The organism is Aquimonas sp., from assembly GCF_044377145.1.
Lineage (GTDB): Bacteria > Pseudomonadota > Gammaproteobacteria > Xanthomonadales > Xanthomonadaceae > Aquimonas.
Window position 1 is genome coordinate 250,408 of sequence record NZ_JBILJQ010000001.1, and the last position, 20,544, is coordinate 270,951.

Genomic DNA, 20,544 nt, shown 5'->3' on the forward strand with positions numbered 1-20,544 from the left:
TCACAGCTCGGGACCCAAGGTCAGGTGGAGCTGCAGGCCATCGCGCGGATCGTCCAGGCCGCGCGCGATATCGATGCTCACCGGACCCACCGGCGAGCGCCAGCGCAGGCCCAGGCCCACGCCCTTGCGCACGCCCGCGCTGCGGTCGTTGAAGGCGCTGCCGGCGTCGACAAAGACCGCCGCCCCCCAGCTGTCGGTGAACATGCGCTCGTATTCGACATTGGCGACCAGCAGGCTGCTGCCGCCGATCGGATCACCGGCATCATTGACCGGGCTGATCTCCTGATAGCCGTAGCCGCGCACGCTGCGATCGCCGCCGGCGAAGAAGCGCAGGCTCGACGGCAGTCCGAAGAAGTTGTCGGACTCGGTATGCGCCAATTGACCGCGCAGCAGCACTCGATTGCGCTGGCCGAAAGCGCGGACCCAACGCGCTTCCACCAACAGCTGGGCGAAGTCGACATCGGAACCGATCGCCTGCGCACCGGCGCGCAGCTCGGTGCTGAAGGTCAGGCCCCGCCGCGAATACAGCGGATCGTCGTAGCGGTGATAGCGGGCGCGAAAGGATGGATAGACCACGGTCGACAGGCCAAAACTGCCTTCGGTCCGGGCGATGCCGATCGCGAAGCGCTCCCGCCGCGCCTGCATCGCCGTGGTCAACGTCCAGTCGCCCAGACGCCCGCTGCGGCTGGCGACCAGTTCAGCCAGCTCGCTGTCCACCGTATCGCTCTGGTCCTCGCGATAGCTGGCGCCGAACTGGTACCAGCCCTCGACCGGCGCGAAGGCGGGAATCCGGTACACCGCCGACAGCGTGTTCCGACGCTGCGCCAGATCAAGCTCGGTCGCGAACTTGTGGCCGCGCGCGTTTACCCAGCGACGATCCAGGCCGAACTTCAGGCCGACGCCGGAATCGGTGCCGAAGCTGACGCCCGCGGTGTAGACATTGCGCTTGGCCGGCACCACGTCGATCGCCACCGGCGCGATGTGATCTTCTGGCTGCGGCTCCGGACGGATATCGATGAAGCCGAAGTAGTCGAGGTCGGTCAGGCGCTGGTGCAGACGCAGCAAGCGGTCCTGCTCGAAGGGCTCGCCGGGCTTGAGATCGACCCAGCGCTCGACCAGGCCGGGCTCAAGCTGGCTGCCGCTGACGGTGATCTCGCCCAGCCGGTAGCGCGGGCCGCTGTCCCAGCGCAGGCGGATATCGGCGCGGCTGTCGGCACGCAGTACTTCGACCGTGTGCTCGACCAGGCTGGCATCGAAGAATCCGCGCGCCGCAAGGCTGCGGGTGATGGAGGCTTTCAAGATCTCGTAGCGCGCGTGGTTCATGATCGCGCCGGGCAACAGCGCCGGCGCCGCCAGCGCCTCGGCCACCAGTTCATCGACCTTGCCTTCGCCGTCGATCTGGATATCGGCGCTACGCACCCGCACCGGCGGGCCGCGTTCAACCTGCAGCAGCACGCGTGCGCCTGCGGCGACATCCTCGACCTGTACGTCGACGCTGGAGGTGTAGTAGCCGAACGGTTCGAGCGCGCGCCTGACTTCATCCGGTGCCCGCCGCAGCAGCAAGGCCAGCCGTCCGGAAGACAGCCGCGCGCGCGCAGCATCATCGAGCAGGAACAATCCGACCTGGGCACGCACATTGTCTGCCTGGACACGCGAGAGCCCCTTCACGCTCACCCCGGCCAAGGGGCGCGCTTGCTGCCAGCCGCCGCCGCGCTCTGACGACGCCTGCTGCGCGACCCGCGACGGCTGCTCGGTCCGCGCTTGCTGTGCGGCCTTTTGCACCGAGGCGGCAGCTACAGGGATCGATGCGGCAGCATCCGTCGGCCGCTCGGTCGCTTGCACCGGCGCCCGCTGAGCCAATGCGGACGGGAACAACGCGATCGCAGCGACAAGGGCAGTGGAGGCAACAGCCAGCAGCAGTGTTCGCACCCAGGCTCCAGACAACACAACGGGACCAGCAGGATAGCCCGCAGCCCCACTGACCAAGTCAATTGCCCGTTCAGCGAATGCCCGCGGCGGTGCCCACAGCCGATCGACACGGTTCCGCCGCCAGCGCGGCTGGGGGACAATTGCGGCCCCCGCGCTGACGCGCCGCCATCGATCACGAGCCCCCGCATGAGCCTGGACCACCGCCTCGCCACTGAGCTGGACGACATCCGCAGCGCTGGACTGTTCAAGTCCGAACGCATCATCGTCTCGCCGCAGTCGGCCGAGATCGAACTGGCCGATGGGCGCCGTGTGCTGAACTTCTGCGCCAACAACTACCTCGGCCTGGCCGACGACAAGAACGTGATCGAGGCGGCCAAGCACGCGCTGGACACCCACGGCCACGGCATGGCCAGCGTGCGTTTCATCTGCGGCACCCAGGATTTGCACAAGCAGCTCGAAGCAAAGATCGCGGAGTTCTTCGGCAAGCAGGATTCAATCCTCTACGCCGCCTGTTTCGACGCCAACGGCGGCCTGTACGAACCCCTGCTCGGCGAGCAGGACGCAATCATCTCCGACGCACTGAACCATGCCTCGATCATCGACGGCGTGCGCCTGTGCAAGGCCAAGCGCTATCGCTACGCCAACTGCGATATGGCCGATCTGGAGAAGCAGCTGCAGCAGGCACGCGCGGACGGCGCGCGCGACATCCTGATCACCACCGACGGCGTGTTCTCGATGGACGGCTTCATCGCCCCGCTCGATCAGATCACCGCGCTGGCAGCGAAGTACGACGCTGCATTGCACATCGACGAATGCCATGCCACCGGATTTCTCGGTGAACGTGGCCGCGGCTCGGCCGAAGTGAAGGGCGTGCTCGACAAGATCGACATCATCACCGGCACCCTGGGCAAGGCACTTGGCGGCGCACTGGGCGGCTTTACCTGCGGCTCGCGCGAGGTCATCGAGATGCTGCGCCAGCGCTCGCGCCCGTATCTGTTCTCGAATGCGCTGCCGCCCTCGGTGGTGGCCTCGGGCCTCGCGGTGTTCGAGCGCATCGACGAAGCCCACGATCTGCGCGAACGCCTGCGCAGCAACACCGCGCGCTTTCGCGCAAGGCTCGCCGCCGCAGGCTTCGATCTCAAGCCCGGCGAGCATCCGATCGTGCCGGTGATGCTGTACGAGGCACCGCTGGCCCAGGCCTTCGCCGCCGAGCTGCTGAACGAGGGCGTGTACGCGATCGGGTTCTTCTTCCCGGTGGTGCCCAAGGGCCAGGCCCGCATCCGCACCCAGATGAGCGCCGCGCATACGCCGGAACAGATCGAGCGTGCCGCCGATGCATTCATCGCGGTCGGCAAACGGCTCGGCGTAATTCCGGCCTAAAGGCCAGCACGCGCATGCGCCCCGTGCTGAAGCGCCTGTTCGTGCTTGCGCTGCAGCACGATGCGCAGGCCGAGCTGAGCTGGAACGGCTACTGGCAGACCCGCTGCCTGCACTGCCGCGCGCGGCTGGAATTTAACGAAGACGGTGCGCCCCGCGGTGCGGGCTCGCTGGAGCACGTGGTGCCGCAGGCGTGGTTCGGCAAACGCGCCGCCGCAGCACTTTGCGCGCGGGTGGGAGGTGACGCCAACGACCCTCGCAACCTCGCCGCCGCGTGCGCAACCTGCAACCAGAGCAAGGGCAAAGGCCCCGACGCCCGCGGCCCCGCCGATGCCCGCGCGCTGGAAGTCATCGGCGAACTGCTGGATCGACGGCTGGCGCGGTGGCGGTGAGGCCGGGAATCGGGAGTGGGGAATCGGGAATCGTATGGGCACCGAACGTGGCCCCTGCGCCTACTCCCGGTCGTCTCGGGTATAGACCACCCCACCCTCCAGCCTGACCGGAAACACCGCGATCGGCGTGTAGGCCGGTGCACACAGGGCCTCGCCGGTGCGCAGGTCGAAGCGCGCACCGTGGCGCGGGCATTCGACCACGCAGCCGTGCACCGGCCCACCCGCAAGTTCGGCGCCGTCATGTGTGCAGACATCCTCCACCGCGAACCAGCCTTCGGCGGTTCGATACACCGCGATTGAAGTATCGCCATCCCAGACCACCTGGAACTCGCCTTCCGCCAGCTGTAGCTCACCACACACCGCGATCCAACCCTGCATGTTTTCGCCCTTTCGTGATTGAAGCGTTCACCACAACGATAGCCCGCCAAGCCAACAAAAAACGGCCGACGCATCGCTGCGCCGGCCGTGATTTTGAAGCTCCGCGGAGCCACCCGGGCTGCACGTGGCAGCCCGGGCGGGAAGACGGATCAGAAGCGGTAACGCAGGGTCAGCTGGGCAGCCCACTGCGACTCGCCGCGGTTCTGGCGGGTCACAAAGTCTTCGAGGTTGCCCAAGCTGTAGACGTAGCGGCCCTGTGCGTCGATACCGTTGTAGTTGACGAAGCTGCGCGCCTGACCGCCATTGGCCTGGAAGCCGACTTCATCAATGCGACCCCAATCCTTGTTGATCAGGTTGCCGACATTGAGGATGTCCAGCACGACCTCGGTCTTGTGACCTTCCATGAAGCCCGGCAGCTGCTGGCTGACGCGGAAGTCAAAGGTGTTGGTCCAAGGGGCGTACTCGCTGAAACGGTCCACGACCTGACCTGCGTAGCGGTCCAAGCCTTCGGCGCGTACGAAGTCCCAGAAGCGAGCCTCTTCAGCCGCACCGCCGCGGAAGACCACATCGTTCGAGCCCGGAGCGCGGGGGATGTACATCAGGTCGTTGCCGCCGAGCGCATCACCGTTGGCGTCATTGATGAAGGTCCAGCTGTAGGGCTTGCCCTTACGGCCTTCGTAAACCAAGCCGAAGTCGGTAGCGTTGTCGCTGAACAGGAAGGCACGGAAACCGAGGGTGGCGACGAAGCGGTCACGCACCACGTAGGGCGAACGGGAAGCCAGCTCTTCGTTCGGGTTGAACACCGAACGACCGGCCCAGCTCGAGTTCGCCACTGATGACGTCAGCGGGCTGACCTCGCGTGCGTCCGAGTAGTTGTAGGCCACCGACCACGACCACGGATCGTCCTGACGCGCACGCGACAGCGACAGGGTCAGGTTTTCGCCGCTGCCCTTGGTGGTGTTGTCCGCGATCAGCACATTGTTGAACGCCGTGTTGCTTTGCGCACGTGCACGCGGCCCGTTGGTTCCAGCACAGGCACCGGTGGTGATGGTGGTGCCGTTGGCGTTCCAGCAGGCCGGGTTGTAACCGCCTGCCGTCCAGAACAGTGCGCGGCCATCCGGTCCGATACGGGTCGCCTCACCCAGGTTCAGGTGGCGATAGAAGATGCCGCTCTTGGTCTGGGTGAACAGCACTTCCGCGCTGAACACAGCACCCCAGAACGGGGTTTCGTGGTCAAACGCCAGATTGGCCTTCCACACCGACGGCATCCGCAGATCGTTGGACAGGAAATCGACGTTCGCGGCCGGCGGCGCGCCCAGGTTGCTGACCTGCTGAGCCGGGTTCGGGTTGAACAGCGAGGTCCCCGCCGGGCAGGGGGCAAACTGCGATCCGAGCTGAGCGTTGCCACAACCCACCACCTGAGTGGCGCGACCGGTGTTCGAGTACGGGTTGGACAGCCAGACATTGGCGGCCGAACCCTCATACAGGCCCAAACCGGCACGCAGCTGCGTGGCGCGCTCGGTGTCGAAGGTGTAGTTCAGGCCGAGGCGCGGCTGGAACAGGCCTTTGCCATCAATGGTCGTGCTGTTATCCAGACCGAAACCGCCGGTCGCGCGGCCGTTGACGAGTGCGCCCGGGGCCGCCGCAGCGGCGGCGTTGAACAGCGGGCTGTCGGGCATGCTGGTGCGGTCGTAGCGAACGCCGAACACCAGGCTCAGGTTGTAGTTGACCGCCCAGGTGTCCTGCAGGAACAGGCCCCAGTTTTCCAGCTCCCATTCAGCCACGCCGTTGGCCAGCGTCTGGCCGGCCTGCGGCCCCTGCACCTGATAGCCGAGCGGGTTGCCCGACTCGAAGCTGGTCGCACAGTCAGCGGCCGAGATGCACCCGAACAGGTAGCTGCCGTTGGTGTCCTGCAGGAAGGCGTTGTAGACGTCGTTGTTGGCCCAGTCGAAACCGGCCTTCACTTCGTGGTCGCCCACGTACCAGTTGCCGGCGAAGAAGATGTCGTCGGTGACCGTGGACAACACATTGAAGTGGCGCGAACGCTCGGTGCCGAAGCGCAGATTGCGGGTGCCGCCCTGCACACCGGCCGGCGGGGTGCCGCCAGTCACCTGGATCGCGACCTGCGGCAGATTGCTGAAGTTGATCGGCTGGCTGTCGTACTCGCGGCGGCTGGCGCGGAACTCGGTGGAGAAAGTGTCGGTCCAGTCGGCATACCACTGTGCCACCACCGATTCGACAGTCTTGTCCTGGTTGTACCAGTGCGAGCTGAAGCTCAGATTGCCGCCGTTGTTGTTCGGAAGCAGCGGGTTCGACTCTTCCGTCTTGGTGTAGCGGATGTTGGCGCGCTGGGTGTCGCTGATGTTCCAGTCGACCTTCAGCAGGATGTCTTCGACGGTCAGCGCGGCGGTGGTCGGCGCTTCGATACCGCCGATGTTGACGCCGTAGCGGCTCTGCGCAAGCGAGGCGACCTGCGCGACCTGCGCCGGAGTGATGAACACCTGGCTGCCGTTGCCGCCCAGCGGAACGAAGTCGGAACCGACGCGGGTCGACTTGAGATCTTCGTAGGCCAAGAAGAAAAACAGCTTGTCCTTGATCAGCGGGCCGCCGAAGGTGACGCCGGCAGTCTCGTCTTCCGAGGCAGGCGGCGCGAAGAAGCTGTCGCCGACTCGGTTGTAGCGGTCGCCGGCCAGGCCGTCATCGCGCCAAACGTAGTAAACGCTGCCCTTGAACTCGTTGGTACCGGACTTGGTGACGGCGTTTATGTTGGCGCCGGTGTAGCCCTTCTGGGTCACGTCGACGTTGGAGATGTTGACCTGCACGGCGTCGATCGCGTCGATCGAGATCGGCTGCTTCTGGGTCGGCAGGTTGTTCGCTTCCAGGCCGAAGGTGTCGGAGATGCTGACGCCGTCAACGGTGATGCTGTTGTAGCGGCTGTTCTGGCCGGCCACCGAAATTTCGCCACGGTCTTTGTCGGTCTGCGAGACGCGCGGATCAAGGCGGGCATAGTCCTGCAGATTGCGCTGGATCGAGGCGAAGCTGTCGAGCTGCTCACGGCTGATCTGGGTGCTTGCGCCCATGCGCTCGGGCGAGAACACGCTGCCGGCGCTGCCGACCACGGTCACGGTGTCGAGCTCGGTAGCCTCGGCGGCCAGGTCGACGTTGACGGCGGTGACTTCGTTCAGCTGCAGAAACACGTTCTCGGTGGTCTCGGGCTCGAAGCCCGGGCGCAGCACGGTGACGGTGTAGGGGCCGCCGACGCGCAGACCGCGCGCGGAGTAGCGACCGTCGCCATCAGTCGTCGAGCGCACGGTGGTGCCGGACGGGGCGTGAACGATCACGACTTCGGCGCCGACCAGTGCTTCACCCTGCTCGGAGGTGACGCGGCCAGCCATCTGGGCGGAGGTGGTCTGGGCGAACACCGGGGTGGAAGTCGCAAGCACCAGCGCCAGGGCGCCAGCGAGGCGAGTGACCCGCATCTGCTTATTCATCGTGATCTGTTCCTGCGTTTGGAGGGAGAACTCTTGGAGTGGCATCCAGCCGGGCCGCCTCGGGCACGGCGAGAGGCCGCCTGCGGGCGACCTCTTCCACTCGTGAATTGGCTGGCAAACGCCTCGGGGCGAGAATGCACGCATACGTATGCGTGTGGCTTGCCTAAGGCATTAACCGAAGTTTAACCGGACTATATGACAGTTTTGTATCCCCGTCTCAGCCCTGACACGCCAGCAGCGGCTCGGGGGAGGTCTTCGTCTGGGCGCTCTGGCGATCGATGTAGCGGGCGCGCTTGTGTGGCCTGATTCGCTGCAGGTCCACGCGAATCAGGCCGTCCACGCAGTGCCCGAAGTCGGGGTCGGCGCCAAAGGCCAGGAAGCGCACGCCTTCGGGTTCGCACAGGTCGACGTACTGTCGATACAGGGTGGGGACACTGGCCCCGGCCAGCTCGACCTCGGCTTTCAGCGCGGCCAGGGCTTCGCTGACCGAACGTCCGTCCCAGCGCGCCGCGGCCGCCGCGGCGACCCGCGGATCCAGCCGATGCGGGTTGCGCGCCTGCGCCAAGCCCTCGCGGTCGCCGAAGAAATGCTGGTGACAGTGGATGATCCAGTCGCGCGCTTCCGGCGGCAGGCTGGCCGACAGGCTGACCGGGCCGATCAGATAACGCAGTTCCGGGTGCTTCGCCAGGTAGGCGCCGATCCCCTGCCAGAGATAGTCGAGGCTGCGGCTGCCCCAGAAGCGCGGCTGCACAAAGCTGCGCCCCAGTTCGACTGACTGCGCCAGCTGCGGCAGCGCCTGCGCTGCGTAGTCGAACAGGCTGGCGGAGTACAGACCGCTCAGGCCATGGCGCTGCAGGATCGCCCCGATCTCGCCCAGCCGATACGCGCCAACGATCTCCAGCCGGGCCTCGTCCCACAGCACGATGTGCCGATAGTGGGCATCGAACCGATCCAGATCGCGCTTGCAGCCGGTGCCCTCGCCCACCGCGCGGAACGACAGCTCGCGCAGCCGACCGATTTCTTTCAGCGCCGGGTTCGACAGCTCGGCATCCAGCAACAGGATCTGCTTGCCATCGGCCGTGGCGCCCAGCCGTTCTGCCTGGCGCAGTGCATCCCGCACCGCCAGCGGCGGCTGCGGATGCGCGATCGCGCTGGAGGTCACGAACATCGGCGGCTTGCGGCGTGCCAAGCGGTAGGTGTGCGTGCGCATGCGCTGGGCCAGCTGGGACTCGTTCAAGCTCGGCGACTGCAGTGCTGACGAGGGCACCGGCGCGCCCACGGTCAGGGTGATGCGCTGGGCGCGCGCAGCGAAAATTTCGCGCGGCAGCATCAGGGTCGCCAATGGCTTGGCCAACATCGATACGCCGTAGAACATGGCCGAGTTCTGCGCATCGATATGCACCGGCACAACGCCAGCGCCGGTCTTGCGGGCAAAGCGCAGAAATCCGTCGGACCAGCGACCGTCACGCACGCCCTGCGGCCGGATCCGGCTGACTTCGCCGGCGGGGAACACGATCACTGCCTCTTCGTTCTCAAGCGCCCGGTAGGCCGCACGCAAGCCGCCCCGCGCTTCGCCGCCAAACACATCGAGCCCGATCAACAGCGGCCGCAGCGGCTCCAGCTGATTGAGCACTTCATTGGCGAGGATGCGCACATCGCGCCGTACCGAGCCCACCAGATGCAGCAGCGAAAGCGCATCCAGCGCGCCCAGCGGGTGGTTGGCGACGATCAGCACGCGGCCTTCGCTGGGGATGTTCTCGCGGTCGCTGGGCGCAACCCGATAGCTGAACTGCAGATGCTCGAGCGCGCCTTCGACAAACTCCAGGCCCTGCACATCGCGCAGCGCCGCCAGGGTGCCATTGACCTGGGCCTCGCAGGTGACCCGTCGCAGCAGCTCCACCACCGGCCGCGCGAACGCGCGCGCAGCGCCTTGTGCCAGCCACGGGAACGCGACATACAGGCGCTGCTCGACATCAATCATGGGAATGGCCGGCGGTGGAGGAGCTCCCACCCTATCTGCGCAGGTTTGCGCAGCCATGACAGCCGAGAGGGACAGTTCCCCCAGGCGGGCTTGAGCGCATCAGGCCAACAGCGATTCCAGCCCTTCCGCCAGTTTTGACGGCGGTTCCAGTGCGAGCACCGATTCGGCGCTCAGCCCGATCGCGGCGGCAGTCGCAGCCGGCATCGAGCTGGCCAACTGCTCGTCAGAGTCGCCGTTCTGTTCACCGCGTGCGCGCCAGATCGCCAGCTGCAGCAGTGCGGCCATCGGTTCGAAGGCCGGGCTCGCCAACGGCGCCGGGAAGCCCGCGATCGCGGTGACAAACAGCGGAGGAAAGCGCCAGCGCGAGGCCAGCATCGCGCCGACATCGGCATGGGTATAGCCCAGGGCACGACGCTCGACCTCAAGCCGCAGCGGATCAAAAGTCGAGGCGACGCGGGCGATGTGCTGCATCTCGTCAGGCATGCGGGTGTACATCACCAGTTGCCCGATCGCATGCATCAAGCCGACCGTGAACGCCACTTCGCCGTTCAGACGCGCCGGCCGCGACAGCGCCCGGGCGGCCACCGCCGCCAGCAGACTGAAGCGCCAGAACTCCGGCAGATCCAAACCCTTGAGCTCGCGAAAGCTGCCGGCCAGGCCGCTGCTGATCACCAGGGTCCGCACCGCGCCGAAGCCCAGCATGGTCAGCGCATCATCGACCGTTCCAATCGGCCGCGAGCAGTGGTAGTAGGCCGAATTGGCCAGGCGCAGAACGCGCGCCGAAAGCACCGGGTCGGTCGACAACTTGTCGCCCATACGGCGGAAATCGATCTCATCGGCATCGAAGCTTGAGATCAGCTCCTGAACAATGCGCGGCATGCTCGGCAAGGGCTGGGGGTGGTCGAACAGTTCCTCGATACGCATGCTCGCTCCGTACGATGAGTTGGGTACACGGGCTCGGATGCAAGACTGGCGCCGACGATGTGCCAACGTTTGGCCGGCGGGTGACGCACCGCGGGCCGCCGCCGGGCGAGCGGCCACCACCCGGCGCGCTCAGGCCCTCGCGCCCCCCAGATAGCGCTGCCGCGCCCAATCGTTGAACACCCGCACCCATTGCGGATCGAACTGGCTGCCGGCGCCGGCATTGATCTCGGTCAGGGCGCGCAGCACCGGCCGTCGCTGCGATTTGTGGCTGCGGTCCTGGGTGATGGCCTCAAAGGTGTCGACCATTGCCAGCAAGCGCGCCCCAGGATGAATCGCATCACCGGGTACGGCTGCCGGGTAACCACTGCCGTCGTGACGCTCATGATGCTGCAGGATGATCTGCCGGACGGCCGCCCATTCGGGTCGATGATCGAGCAAGGCGGCGGATCGGGCGGGATGCGCCTGCAGCAGGGCGACATGCGCCGATGAGAGCGGCGCCGCCGATTTCAGCAGCTCCAAAGGCAGCAGGGACATGCCGAAATCGTGCAGCAGCACCGCCGCGGACAGCTGGATCGGCGGGATCGGCAGGCCGGCGCGCAGGTTCACTTCGGCAGCGATCTGCTCCATCCGCAGCGTCGAGCCTTCTTCCAGCCCGGCGCGTCGCTCCGACACTTGGGCGAGCGCGCGGAAGTGCGACAGATCCAGCTCGGGGCTGGACTGGGATTCGCTGGTTCTGGGCGCGTACCAGGGGTCAAGCAGGGTCAGCGCATGGTTCACCAGCACCGAACGTCGCTGCGGCTCGTCCGCCATCCGCGCCACCAGTCGCTCGACGGGTCCCAGAACGGACGTGGCGTGGGCCTCGTCGCCGCGGTGCCTGGTGAAGCAGATGCGTACCCGCTCGACGCTGAGCAGCACCAGGTCGCCAAACGTGGGCTCGAATGCCATTCGGCCTTCGCGCATCGCATGCAGCACGTCCTCAATCGCGTGCAGCAGACGGGCCGCGGCATCGAGGTGCAGCATCTTGAGGTTGCTCTTCATCGAATGCACCGCGCGGAACAGCCCATGCAGGTGTTCGATGGATGACGGCGCACCCTCCAGCTCGATCAGCAGGCGTTCGGTGACCTGGGTCGCGTCTGCCCATTCCGACAGAAAGTCGGCCAGCAGTCCCGCGCTGATGGTCGAATCACCTGCGCCCTCTGCGGTCGCGCTCACGCCATCGCGCTCCGGCCACGCCACACCCGGCCAAGGCGAACCGGCCGCAGTACCACATCGACATTCGTCGCAGCATCGTTCTGCATGGGTGCCCCGCGCGTGGAGTAAGTGGATTAGGGGTTGGCGCAGTGCCGCAAAGCCGGAGAGGGCTTGCAAGATGCTTGCCGACGCTCGCCCGCCGCCCGCAGAGAATGCAGGCGCAGCCCTTCCCGGCTACCATGCCCGGCTTTGTATTCGACTGCCTGCGAACATGATCACTGAAGCCGCACGCGAAGCGCTGAAACGCCGCACCTTCGCCATCATCTCCCACCCCGACGCTGGCAAGACCACGCTGACCGAGAAGCTGCTGCTGTTCGGCGGCGCGATCCAGATGGCCGGCTCGGTGAAGGGTCGCAAGGCTGCGCGCCATGCGACCTCGGACTGGATGGCGCTGGAAAAGGAACGCGGCATCTCGGTCACCAGCTCGGTGATGCAGTTTCCGTACGAAGGCAGCGTGGTCAACCTGCTCGACACCCCCGGCCACGCCGATTTCGGCGAAGACACCTATCGCGTGCTGACCGCGGTCGATTCGGCCCTGATGGTGATCGATGTCGCCAAGGGTGTCGAAGAACGCACCATCAAACTGATGGAGGTGTGCCGCCTGCGCGACACGCCGATCATGAGCTTCATCAACAAGCTCGATCGCGAAGGCAAGAACCCGATCGAGCTGCTGGATGAGATCGAACAGGTGCTGGGCATCGCCTGCGCACCGATCACCTGGCCGATCGGCATGGGCAAGCGTCTCAAGGGCGTGGTGCATCTGGTCTCGGGCGAAGTGCATCTGTTTGAACAGGGCCGCAACTTCACCCGCCAGGACTCCACCATCTTCGCCAGCCTCGACGACCCGGCACTGGCCAAAGCGGTTGGCCAGGAGCTGCTGAACGAAGTGCGCGAGGAGCTTGAGCTGGTGCAGGGAGCCGCCCAGCCCTTCATCCTGGATGACTACTTGGCCGGCAAGCAGACGCCGGTGTTCTTTGGTTCGGCGGTGAACAACTTCGGCGTGCAGCTGCTGCTCGACTTTTTCGTCGAACACGCGCCTTCGCCGCGGCCGCGCGCCACCAATGGCCGCGAGGTTGATCCGTCAGAACAAGCACTGACCGGCTTCGTGTTCAAGATCCAGGCCAATATGGACCCGCAGCACCGCGACCGCGTCGCCTTCATGCGGATCTGCTCGGGCCATTTCAGCGCCGGCATGAAGACCCTGCATGTGCGCACCCGCAAGGACATGAAGCTCGCCAACGCGCTGACCTTCATGGCGTCGGATCGCGAGATCGCGGTGGAAGCCTGGCCGGGCGATGTCATCGGCATCCACAACCACGGCACCATCTCGATCGGCGACACCTTCACCGAAGGCGAGGCGCTGAGCTTCACCGGCATCCCCAACTTCGCCCCCGAGCTGTTCCGCCGCGCTCGCCTGCGCGATCCGCTCAAACTGAAGCAGCTGCAGAAGGGCCTGGCCCAGCTCAGCGAAGAAGGCGCCACCCAGTTCTTCCGCCCGCTGATGAGCAACGACCTGATCCTCGGCGCGGTCGGCACCCTGCAGTTCGATGTGGTCGCCTACCGGCTGAAGGACGAGTACAGCGTCGACGCCAGCTTCGAGCAGGTCGCAGTCGCCACCACCCGCTGGATCCGCTGCGAGGACCCGAAGAAGCTGGAGGAGTTCCGCGACCGCAACGCCAACAACCTGGCCCTGGATGCCGCCGGGCACTTGGTTTACCTCGCCCCCACCCGCGTCAACCTTCAGCTTGCGCAAGAGCGCTGGCCCGGCGTGCATTTCGATGCGACGCGTGAGCACGCCCAAGCAGTGGCGGTGGACTAGACCCGGCGCATCGCATCGAGGCGGGCGCGGCAGGACCACTCGCACAACGACTCCACGGCAGGCACTTAAGCGGAATCAAGTTGACTGCTACGATCCCTCGGTCGCGCGCGGCGGCCCCGCTCCACAGAGCCTGGATCGGTGGTTTGCCCCTTGCACGACATCGCCCCGGTCGACCCGCACCGCCTGAGCTCCAGCGGCGCCTTCGGCTGATGGAGTCCACAGGGAAGTGCTTTATGTCGGACAGCGCTGTGACCGATCTGCTGCGCGCCTGGAAGGGCGGGGACAGTGCGGCTGAGGCTGCCTTGGTGACGGCGCTCTACCCGATGCTGCGCGAGCTGGCTCGCGGGCAGCTCAGTCGCTTTCCGGGCGCCCGCACGCTGCAGGCCACCGAGCTCGTTCACGAAGCCTATGAGCGCCTGCAGCGGCAGCACGAGGTGGATTGGAAGGACCGCGGCCACTTCTTCGCCACCGCCGCCACCGCCATCCGCTGCGTGCTGGTCGACCACCTGCGCCAGAAATCCAGCCAGAAGCGTGGCGGCGACGTGATCAGGATCGAGCTCGACGCCCTGCCCGCCACCGACTTCGCCGCTCAGACCGCAGCCGTCGACTGGCTGGAGCTGGATGCAGCGCTGAACGCGCTAGCGCGGATCAATCGCGACTGTGTGCGGGTGGTCGAAATGCGCGTGTTTTCCGGCATGAGCATCGAGGAAGTCGCCGAAGTGACGGAGAGCTCGACCGCGACCGTGGTGCGCCGCTGGCGCTTTGCGCGCGCCTGGCTTGCAGAGCAGCTGAGCGCATGAACCCGACCCCGCGACCGACACACCGCGACTGCAGCCCATGACCACCGACACCCACTCCGACGCCTTCGGTCAGCGGCTGATGGCGCTGTTCGAGGCCGTGATTGAACTCGATGCCGCCGCGCGCGAAGCGCGAATCGCCGAGGTCGCCGACACCGAACCCGCCTTGGCCGATGCGGTACGTGCTCTGCTCGCCCGCGATGCCGAAACCGGTGCGCTGCGTGCCCATCTGTCGGCCGAGGTCGAGCCCTTGCTGCGCGAAGCGCTGCCGAGCCTGGCCAGCGATCCGCAGACGATCGGGCCCTACGCCGTGCTGCGTCGGCTCGGCGAAGGCGGCATGGGCCGGGTGTATCTGGCGCGGCGCAGCGACAGCCCGGTCGCCCAGAACGTCGCGATCAAGCTGATCCGCTCGGACCGCGTCTCGCCAGGCCTGCTCGATCGTTTCGAGGCCGAGCGCCGCCACCTTGCCGCCCTCGATCACCCCGGCATCTGCCGCTTTATCGACGCCGCCAGCCTCGCTGACGGCACGCCGTATGTGGTGATGGAAGCGGTCGAGGGCGTGCCGATCATCGAGTACTGCGCGCAGCGCGAACTCGGTGTCGATGCTCGCCTGAAACTGCTGCGCAAGCTGCTGGCCGCGGTCGCCCACGCGCACGACCGCCTGCTGGTGCATCGCGACATCAAGCCGCACAACGTGCTGGTGACCAACGACGGCGAGCCCAAACTGCTCGACTTCGGCATCGCCAAATCGATCGAAGCCGAACACGCCAGCCAGACCCGCACCGCCGAACGCTTCTTCACCCCAAACGCCAGCGCGCCGGAACAGCTGCTGGGCGGCGCCTTCGGGGTCGGCTGCGACGTCTACGCGCTCGGCGCGCTCGCCTACGAACTGCTGTCCGGCCATCTGCCCTTCGACTTCGACGGCCTGCGCGCGGCCGAGATCGAGCGCCTGATCCTGCAGGTCGCCCCACCGCTGATGAGCGAACGCGCACCGACCGCGAGAGCACGCGAACTGCGCGGCGACCTCGACGCCATCGTCGCCACCTGCCTGCGCAAATCGCCCGCGGAACGCTATGCCAACGTCAGCGCCCTCGACAACGACCTGGCCCGCTATCTGGAAGGCCGGCCCGTAGAGGCCCGCGCGCCCAGCTGGATCTATCGCGCCACGCTGTTCGTGCGACGTCATCGCGTTTCGGTAGCGCTGTCGGGTGCGTTGACGCTGGCAATTCTGGGCTCCGCAGCAACGCTGGCTGTTCAGGCATTCGAGCTGCGCGAGCAGCGCAACCTCGCGGTGATCGAGCGCGACCGTGCACTGCAGGTGGTCGAGATTCTCGAGAACGCATTTCGCAATGCCGATCCCGGCCAAAGCGAAGGCGACACCATCACCGCTCGCCAGATTCTGGACGCCGCCAAGCCTGGTATTGAGGAGCTTGAATCCACCCAACCGCAGGTATTTGCGCGCATGGCGGCGACGCTGGCCAATGTGGAGTTGGAATTGGGGCAGTGGACGAGGGCTGCGGATTGGGTGGATCGCGGAGCAACCGCGATTGAGGGAGATGAAGCTTCATCGACGATCCTGCACTCACTGTTGCTCACAGGAGCAATTGCGCATGCCCGAAACGCGAACGCCCCCCGCGCCCGGGCGATCATCGAACAGCTCGAAAGTAGCGGATTCTCCGAAGAACCCCTGTTTTTGTTCGCCAAAGCTCGCGTAATGACACTCCACCCCGAACAGAGGCGAGAAGGGATCGCACTTCTGGAGAGACTGATCCCAATGGCTGCAGCAAATGATCCGCAAGATCTCCTCGCTAATCGAACCCGCTGGCTTCTCATCCAGAGTCTTTTGGACAGCAAACAGCTCACCCGCGCAGCAGAAGTCGCCGATGCGACGCTTGACTGGCAAAATGATGGCCTCAAGCAGGGCCACCCATGGATACTCGAGACGAGAATCAGGAGGCTGGCCGTGGCCAGCGCGAGTGGCGAATCTGACGCTGCAGTTGACCAGTATCCCAGCTTGATCAGCAGCGTTGAATCAACCTTCGGACCGAGAAGCCCCAAAGCGGCAATGGTTCGAAACAGCTTCAGCCTTGCGTTGTCCCGGGCAAATCGACCTGACGCCGCAATGCAACAAGCCAGAGTTGCACTTGAGCTTTTCAGGGAAAGCCGTGGAGCCAAACACATTAGCTCGATCCGAGCTGGGCTGAGCCTAGGCATCTTGCTTCTGTACACAGGCAGCAGCAAGGATCTCCCCGAGGCCGAGGAAATGTTTCGAACCACATCGCTTGATTCTATTGAGCTACTCGGGCTATCCGCCCCTCTTAGCATGAACATCCACAATGGCCTAATCGAATCGCTTACCAGGCAGGAGAAATGGCAAGATGCGCTTACTGAGCTTGCTCAATCGCCTCAGTTTTCCGGGAACGCCCTGCGCGCAGCTCTGAACAGAAAAGCTCGACTAGGGTACATCGACCAGATTCTGCGAAGCTCGGCGTGCGCTGAGAGCAAGAATGAAGAACAATCGCTTTGTCGCAGTATCGAGAGGATGAAGACTTTACTGGAGCTATCCAATCACTCACCTTCACAGTAGAACACCGCTGATTTAGCCCTCGAATCACAACCCCAGAAAGAATTCAATCCAAGGAAGCCAGAAATGAAATTAATAGGCATTTCACTGATGCTTGTAGTCTTCCCAGCCCTCACATGGGCCCAAGTTGAAAACTGTGACGGCGGCAATGATGAACGATGTCCAGTTACTCAGTACTTCCAAGTCGGTGGCCATTCGGCAACTGACGACGAAGGAGGGGAAGGGGCAGAAGGAATAGGTCGATGCGACACTACAGGTGAGTGTCGCAGCGACATACTCCCCCCTTCCCCGCCGACATTGACCTGCACTCCCTTGAACTCTTGGCATGAATGCGAAGTCTGGCCACAAGGTCCTGGGTTCAGCTACGTGTGGTCAGCAACCAGCCCGGCAATGCTTACGTCGGCAGTATTCGGTTTCCCGCCTAGCGGATCAGGCACCGCGCTCACGCCCTACCAAGCCTTCACCTGCATGCACACGGAAGCTCAAGGCAGCGTCACTGTGACCGTCATTTCCCCCACGGGAACGCGCTCGCAGGGCACCTTCTCCCTCAATTGCATCGCCGATCTTCCGCTTCCGACTGACCCAGTAATCACCCAATAGCCGGAGTTTTTCGCCGCTCCGGGGCGATGGAGTGACCGCCCCGGAGCACTTCGGATGGCGTGCGGCGTTAACGAGGGACGCGATTGGCGTACAGCCCTACCCCACTCACCGCGGCAGCGGCCCGCTGAAGTTCCGATCCAGCAGCTCCACGCCCCACAGCTCTTTGCCGGTGCCGAGTTCAATCGCGCTCAGGCGCCGGCCGTGGCCGCTCCATTCGCCGGCTGTATCGGCGCTGACGCCGATGGGCTTATCAACGTATGAATCCGAACCCGACACACCGCGACTGCAGCCCATGACCACCGACACCCACTCCGACGCCTTCGGTCAGCGGCTGATGGCGCTGTTCGAGGCCGTGATTGAACTCGATGCCGCCGCGCGCGAAGCGCGAATCGCCGAGGTCGCCGACACCGAACCCGCCTTGGCCGATGCGGTACGTGCTCTGCTCGCCCGCGATGCCGAAACCGGTGCGCTGCGTGCCCATCTGTCGGCCGAGGTCGAGCCCTTGCTGCGCGAAGCGCTGCCGAGCCTGGCCAGCGATCCGCAGACGATCGGGCCCTACGCCGTGCTGCGTCGGCTCGGCGAAGGCGGCATGGGCCGGGTGTATCTGGCGCGGCGCAGCGACAGCCCGGTCGCCCAGAACGTCGCGATCAAGCTGATCCGCTCGGACCGCGTCTCGCCAGGCCTGCTCGATCGTTTCGAGGCCGAGCGCCGCCACCTTGCCGCCCTCGATCACCCCGGCATCTGCCGCTTTATCGACGCCGCCAGCCTCGCTGACGGCACGCCGTATGTGGTGATGGAAGCGGTCGAGGGCGTGCCGATCATCGAGTACTGCGCGCAGCGCGAACTCGGTGTCGATGCTCGCCTGAAACTGCTGCGCAAGCTGCTGGCCGCGGTCGCCCACGCGCACGACCGCCTGCTGGTGCATCGCGACATCAAGCCGCACAACGTGCTGGTGACCAACGACGGCGAGCCCAAACTGCTCGACTTCGGCATCGCCAAATCGATCGAAGCCGAACACGCCAGCCAGACCCGCACCGCCGAACGCTTCTTCACCCCAAACGCCAGCGCGCCGGAACAGCTGCTGGGCGGCGCCTTCGGGGTCGGCTGCGACGTCTACGCGCTCGGCGCGCTCGCCTACGAACTGCTGTCCGGCCATCTGCCCTTCGACTTCGACGGCCTGCGCGCGGCCGAGATCGAGCGCCTGATCCTGCAGGTCGCCCCACCCCTGATGAGTGAGCGCGCACCGACCGCGAGAGCACGCGAACTGCGCGGCGACCTGGACGCCATCGTCGCCACCTGCCTGCGCAAATCGCCCGCAGAACGCTACGCCAACGTCAGCGCCCTCGACAACGACCTGGCCCGCTATCTGGAAGGCCGGCCCGTAGAGGCCCGCGCGCCCAGCTGGATCTATCGCGCAACGCTGTTCGTGCGACGTCATCGCGTTTCGGTCGCCTTGTCGGGTGCGTTGACGCTGGCGATTCTGGGCTCGGCGGCGACGCTGGCGGTGCAGGCATTTGAGCTGCGGGAGCAGAGAAATCTGGCGTTGGTGGAGCGGGATCGGGCGCTGCGGGTGGTGGAGATTCTCGAAAGCGCATTTCGCAATGCGGACCCTGCGCGCACATCTGGTGACACGGTCACTGCCCGCCAAATCCTCGATGCCGCGGTACCGAGCATCAACGCGCTTGAAGCCGACCAACCCGAGCTCTTTGTGCGCTTGGCGGCGACTTTGGCGCGCGTCGAGCTGGACCTGACTGAGAGCCTGCGTGCTGCCGACTGGACCGAGCGTGGCCTCAAAGCAAGCAATGCAGCGCGGCAGGTTCCTGACGAAGTAATGATTCCACTACTACTGAGTGGCGCGATAGGGATGGCGAGGGAGGGAAATGCGGCTGTTGCGGAATCGTATCTGGCGAGGTTACGGGACTTGGGCGCCGATAAAGCGCCTGAATTCGCACTGGCGCATGCGCGGACACTCGCAACAAGATCGCGACACGAAGAAGCTGTTTCTCTGATGAGGAACACCGTTGAAGAACTTGATTCGCGGGGTTTTGGCCCTGATTCATCGATTGCAAATGAGACTCGTTGGCTGATATCCCATTGCCTGGGCACTCTATCAAGGTACCAAGAGTCCATAGACAACCTAAAAACAACACTGCGCTGGCAGCTGCAAAGCCTGGCTGAAGATCACCCCTGGGTTCTGAGATCAAGAGTTCAGATGCTTAATCACATGAGCTCACTTGCTGCAAGCCCCGAAATCGCAGAGCAGCTGAGAGAGCTGATCGCGCTAACACGTGAGAAGCAAGGAGAACGCAACATGGACGTAGCGTTGGCCCGAGGCATCCTTGGCGGCACGCTGCATAGACTCGATCGCATTGAGCAGAGCATTGTGGAGTATCGAGCTGCAACCGAGGTCTCAGACGAGATCCGTGGCGCTGAACATGTTGGCTCAATTACGCTTTCATTGTCTTATGCCACAGTGCTGTTGCAGGAAGGATCGAAGCCAAGCCTCGAGGAGGCAAGATCGCTGCTGGAGCTCAGGTATGAAATCCTGCGGCGAAGATTTAAGCCACTCGCCCCTATCACGCTATATGCCCAAAGCCTACTGGCCAAAGTCCTATTGAAACTGAACCGGTCAGATCGAACCTTGGAATTGCTCGCAGATCCGACGTATACCGAAGCTCACACATTGAGAAGCGCTTGGAATCTTCGAGCCCAGCTCTCTGCCCTCGATGCGGCGCTAGCTGTCCCTGCGTGCAGCGAGGAAACAAGATCGCGCTCAATGACCTGCCAGAGAATCCGTCAACGGCAGCTCAATATAGAACGAGCCCTGGCAACTGCCGGCCTAAGAGTGAGGTGAATGATTGTAAGCGTCCGCCCACCTCACCTTCCTTCCTGATCTGATTCTCCCGACCGTCTCCGGTTTCCCCAACGGAGGACCGGTCGATGGCGTGTTCGGAGGCGTGGCGGTGGCGGGCGCATGTGCGCTCGCAGGTGCGGAGTGGGTTGAGCCAGGCGGACTACTGC

Annotated in this window: 13 protein-coding genes; 6 read left to right on the forward strand and 7 right to left on the reverse strand. The window is 64.9% G+C overall.

The window, feature by feature from the left end:
* Positions 1 to 2,130, reverse strand: coding sequence for an autotransporter assembly complex family protein (locus ACIQ7H_RS01115; protein ID WP_395787486.1), 2,130 nt, complete (start codon positions 2,128 to 2,130; stop codon positions 1 to 3).
* Between ACIQ7H_RS01115 and kbl the strand changes: the two genes are divergently transcribed.
* The gene (gene kbl, locus ACIQ7H_RS01120; protein ID WP_395787524.1) at positions 2,101 to 3,309 is read left to right on the forward strand and encodes a glycine C-acetyltransferase; all 1,209 of its coding nucleotides are present in this window, start codon (positions 2,101 to 2,103) and stop codon (positions 3,307 to 3,309) included. The genes ACIQ7H_RS01115 and kbl overlap by 30 nt on opposite strands.
* A gap of 14 nt (positions 3,310 to 3,323) precedes the next feature.
* Positions 3,324 to 3,698: an HNH endonuclease gene (locus ACIQ7H_RS01125; RefSeq protein WP_395787488.1), complete on the forward strand. Its 375-nt coding sequence runs from the start codon at positions 3,324 to 3,326 to the stop codon at positions 3,696 to 3,698.
* 60 nt (positions 3,699 to 3,758) lie between these two features.
* Here the strand turns inward: ACIQ7H_RS01125 and ACIQ7H_RS01130 are convergent, their stop codons facing one another.
* The 5 genes from ACIQ7H_RS01130 to ACIQ7H_RS01150 form a co-directional block, all read right to left on the reverse strand.
* The gene (locus ACIQ7H_RS01130) at positions 3,759 to 4,076 is read right to left on the reverse strand and encodes a non-heme iron oxygenase ferredoxin subunit (RefSeq protein ID WP_395787490.1); all 318 of its coding nucleotides are present in this window, start codon (positions 4,074 to 4,076) and stop codon (positions 3,759 to 3,761) included.
* Positions 4,077 to 4,225: 149 nt separating this feature from the next.
* A complete protein-coding gene (locus tag ACIQ7H_RS01135; protein ID WP_395787492.1) occupies positions 4,226 to 7,567 on the reverse strand; it encodes a TonB-dependent receptor domain-containing protein in 3,342 nt (1,113 codons plus the stop codon).
* Positions 7,568 to 7,784: 217 nt separating this feature from the next.
* Positions 7,785 to 9,548: a lysophospholipid acyltransferase family protein gene (locus ACIQ7H_RS01140; RefSeq protein ID WP_395787494.1), complete on the reverse strand. Its 1,764-nt coding sequence runs from the start codon at positions 9,546 to 9,548 to the stop codon at positions 7,785 to 7,787.
* A gap of 99 nt (positions 9,549 to 9,647) precedes the next feature.
* Positions 9,648 to 10,472: an HDOD domain-containing protein gene (locus ACIQ7H_RS01145; RefSeq protein WP_395787496.1), complete on the reverse strand. Its 825-nt coding sequence runs from the start codon at positions 10,470 to 10,472 to the stop codon at positions 9,648 to 9,650.
* Positions 10,473 to 10,601: 129 nt separating this feature from the next.
* The gene (locus ACIQ7H_RS01150; protein WP_395787498.1) at positions 10,602 to 11,684 is read right to left on the reverse strand and encodes an HD-GYP domain-containing protein; all 1,083 of its coding nucleotides are present in this window, start codon (positions 11,682 to 11,684) and stop codon (positions 10,602 to 10,604) included.
* Between the two features lie 250 nt (positions 11,685 to 11,934).
* Here ACIQ7H_RS01150 and ACIQ7H_RS01155 point away from each other — a divergent pair, with 250 nt between their 5' ends.
* The 3 genes from ACIQ7H_RS01155 to ACIQ7H_RS01165 all read left to right on the forward strand — a co-directional run bounded on the left by ACIQ7H_RS01155 (position 11,935) and on the right by ACIQ7H_RS01165 (position 16,926).
* A complete protein-coding gene (locus tag ACIQ7H_RS01155; protein ID WP_395787500.1) occupies positions 11,935 to 13,542 on the forward strand; it encodes a peptide chain release factor 3 in 1,608 nt (535 codons plus the stop codon).
* Positions 13,543 to 13,775: 233 nt separating this feature from the next.
* Positions 13,776 to 14,342 (forward strand): ECF-type sigma factor, encoded by a 567-nt coding sequence (locus ACIQ7H_RS01160; protein ID WP_395787502.1) that lies wholly within the window; start codon positions 13,776 to 13,778, stop codon positions 14,340 to 14,342.
* A 37-nt stretch (positions 14,343 to 14,379) separates the two neighbouring features.
* On the forward strand, positions 14,380 to 16,926 hold the full coding sequence (locus ACIQ7H_RS01165; RefSeq protein WP_395787504.1) for a protein kinase: 2,547 nt from the start codon (positions 14,380 to 14,382) through the stop codon (positions 16,924 to 16,926).
* Positions 16,927 to 17,628: 702 nt separating this feature from the next.
* Here ACIQ7H_RS01165 and ACIQ7H_RS01170 read toward each other — a convergent pair.
* Positions 17,629 to 17,817 carry a hypothetical protein gene (locus ACIQ7H_RS01170; protein ID WP_395787506.1) on the reverse strand — a complete coding sequence of 63 codons (189 nt, stop codon included), beginning with the start codon at positions 17,815 to 17,817 and terminating at the stop codon, positions 17,629 to 17,631.
* Here ACIQ7H_RS01170 and ACIQ7H_RS01175 point away from each other — a divergent pair.
* Positions 17,816 to 20,377, forward strand: a complete 2,562-nt coding sequence (locus tag ACIQ7H_RS01175; RefSeq protein WP_395787508.1) for a protein kinase — start codon at positions 17,816 to 17,818, stop codon at positions 20,375 to 20,377. The two genes, ACIQ7H_RS01170 and ACIQ7H_RS01175, sit on opposite strands and share 2 nt — an antisense overlap.
* Positions 20,378 to 20,544: the final 167 nt, after the last annotated feature.

What these genes read in the sequence shown, in the direction of transcription:
- ACIQ7H_RS01175 (WP_395787508.1), top strand. Translation starts at nt 17,816, where the DNA reads ATGACCACCGACACCCACTCCGACGCCTTCGGTCAGCGGCTGATGGCG.
- ACIQ7H_RS01125 (WP_395787488.1), top strand. Translation starts at nt 3,324, where the DNA reads ATGCGCCCCGTGCTGAAGCGCCTGTTCGTGCTTGCGCTGCAGCACGAT.
- ACIQ7H_RS01130 (WP_395787490.1), bottom strand. Translation starts at nt 4,076, where the DNA reads ATGCAGGGTTGGATCGCGGTGTGTGGTGAGCTACAGCTGGCGGAAGGC.
- ACIQ7H_RS01165 (WP_395787504.1), top strand. Translation starts at nt 14,380, where the DNA reads ATGACCACCGACACCCACTCCGACGCCTTCGGTCAGCGGCTGATGGCG.
- ACIQ7H_RS01170 (WP_395787506.1), bottom strand. Translation starts at nt 17,817, where the DNA reads ATGGGCTGCAGTCGCGGTGTGTCGGGTTCGGATTCATACGTTGATAAG.
- ACIQ7H_RS01145 (WP_395787496.1), bottom strand. Translation starts at nt 10,472, where the DNA reads ATGCGTATCGAGGAACTGTTCGACCACCCCCAGCCCTTGCCGAGCATG.
- ACIQ7H_RS01140 (WP_395787494.1), bottom strand. Translation starts at nt 9,548, where the DNA reads ATGATTGATGTCGAGCAGCGCCTGTATGTCGCGTTCCCGTGGCTGGCA.
- ACIQ7H_RS01155 (WP_395787500.1), top strand. Translation starts at nt 11,935, where the DNA reads ATGATCACTGAAGCCGCACGCGAAGCGCTGAAACGCCGCACCTTCGCC.
- ACIQ7H_RS01160 (WP_395787502.1), top strand. Translation starts at nt 13,776, where the DNA reads ATGTCGGACAGCGCTGTGACCGATCTGCTGCGCGCCTGGAAGGGCGGG.
- ACIQ7H_RS01135 (WP_395787492.1), bottom strand. Translation starts at nt 7,567, where the DNA reads ATGAATAAGCAGATGCGGGTCACTCGCCTCGCTGGCGCCCTGGCGCTG.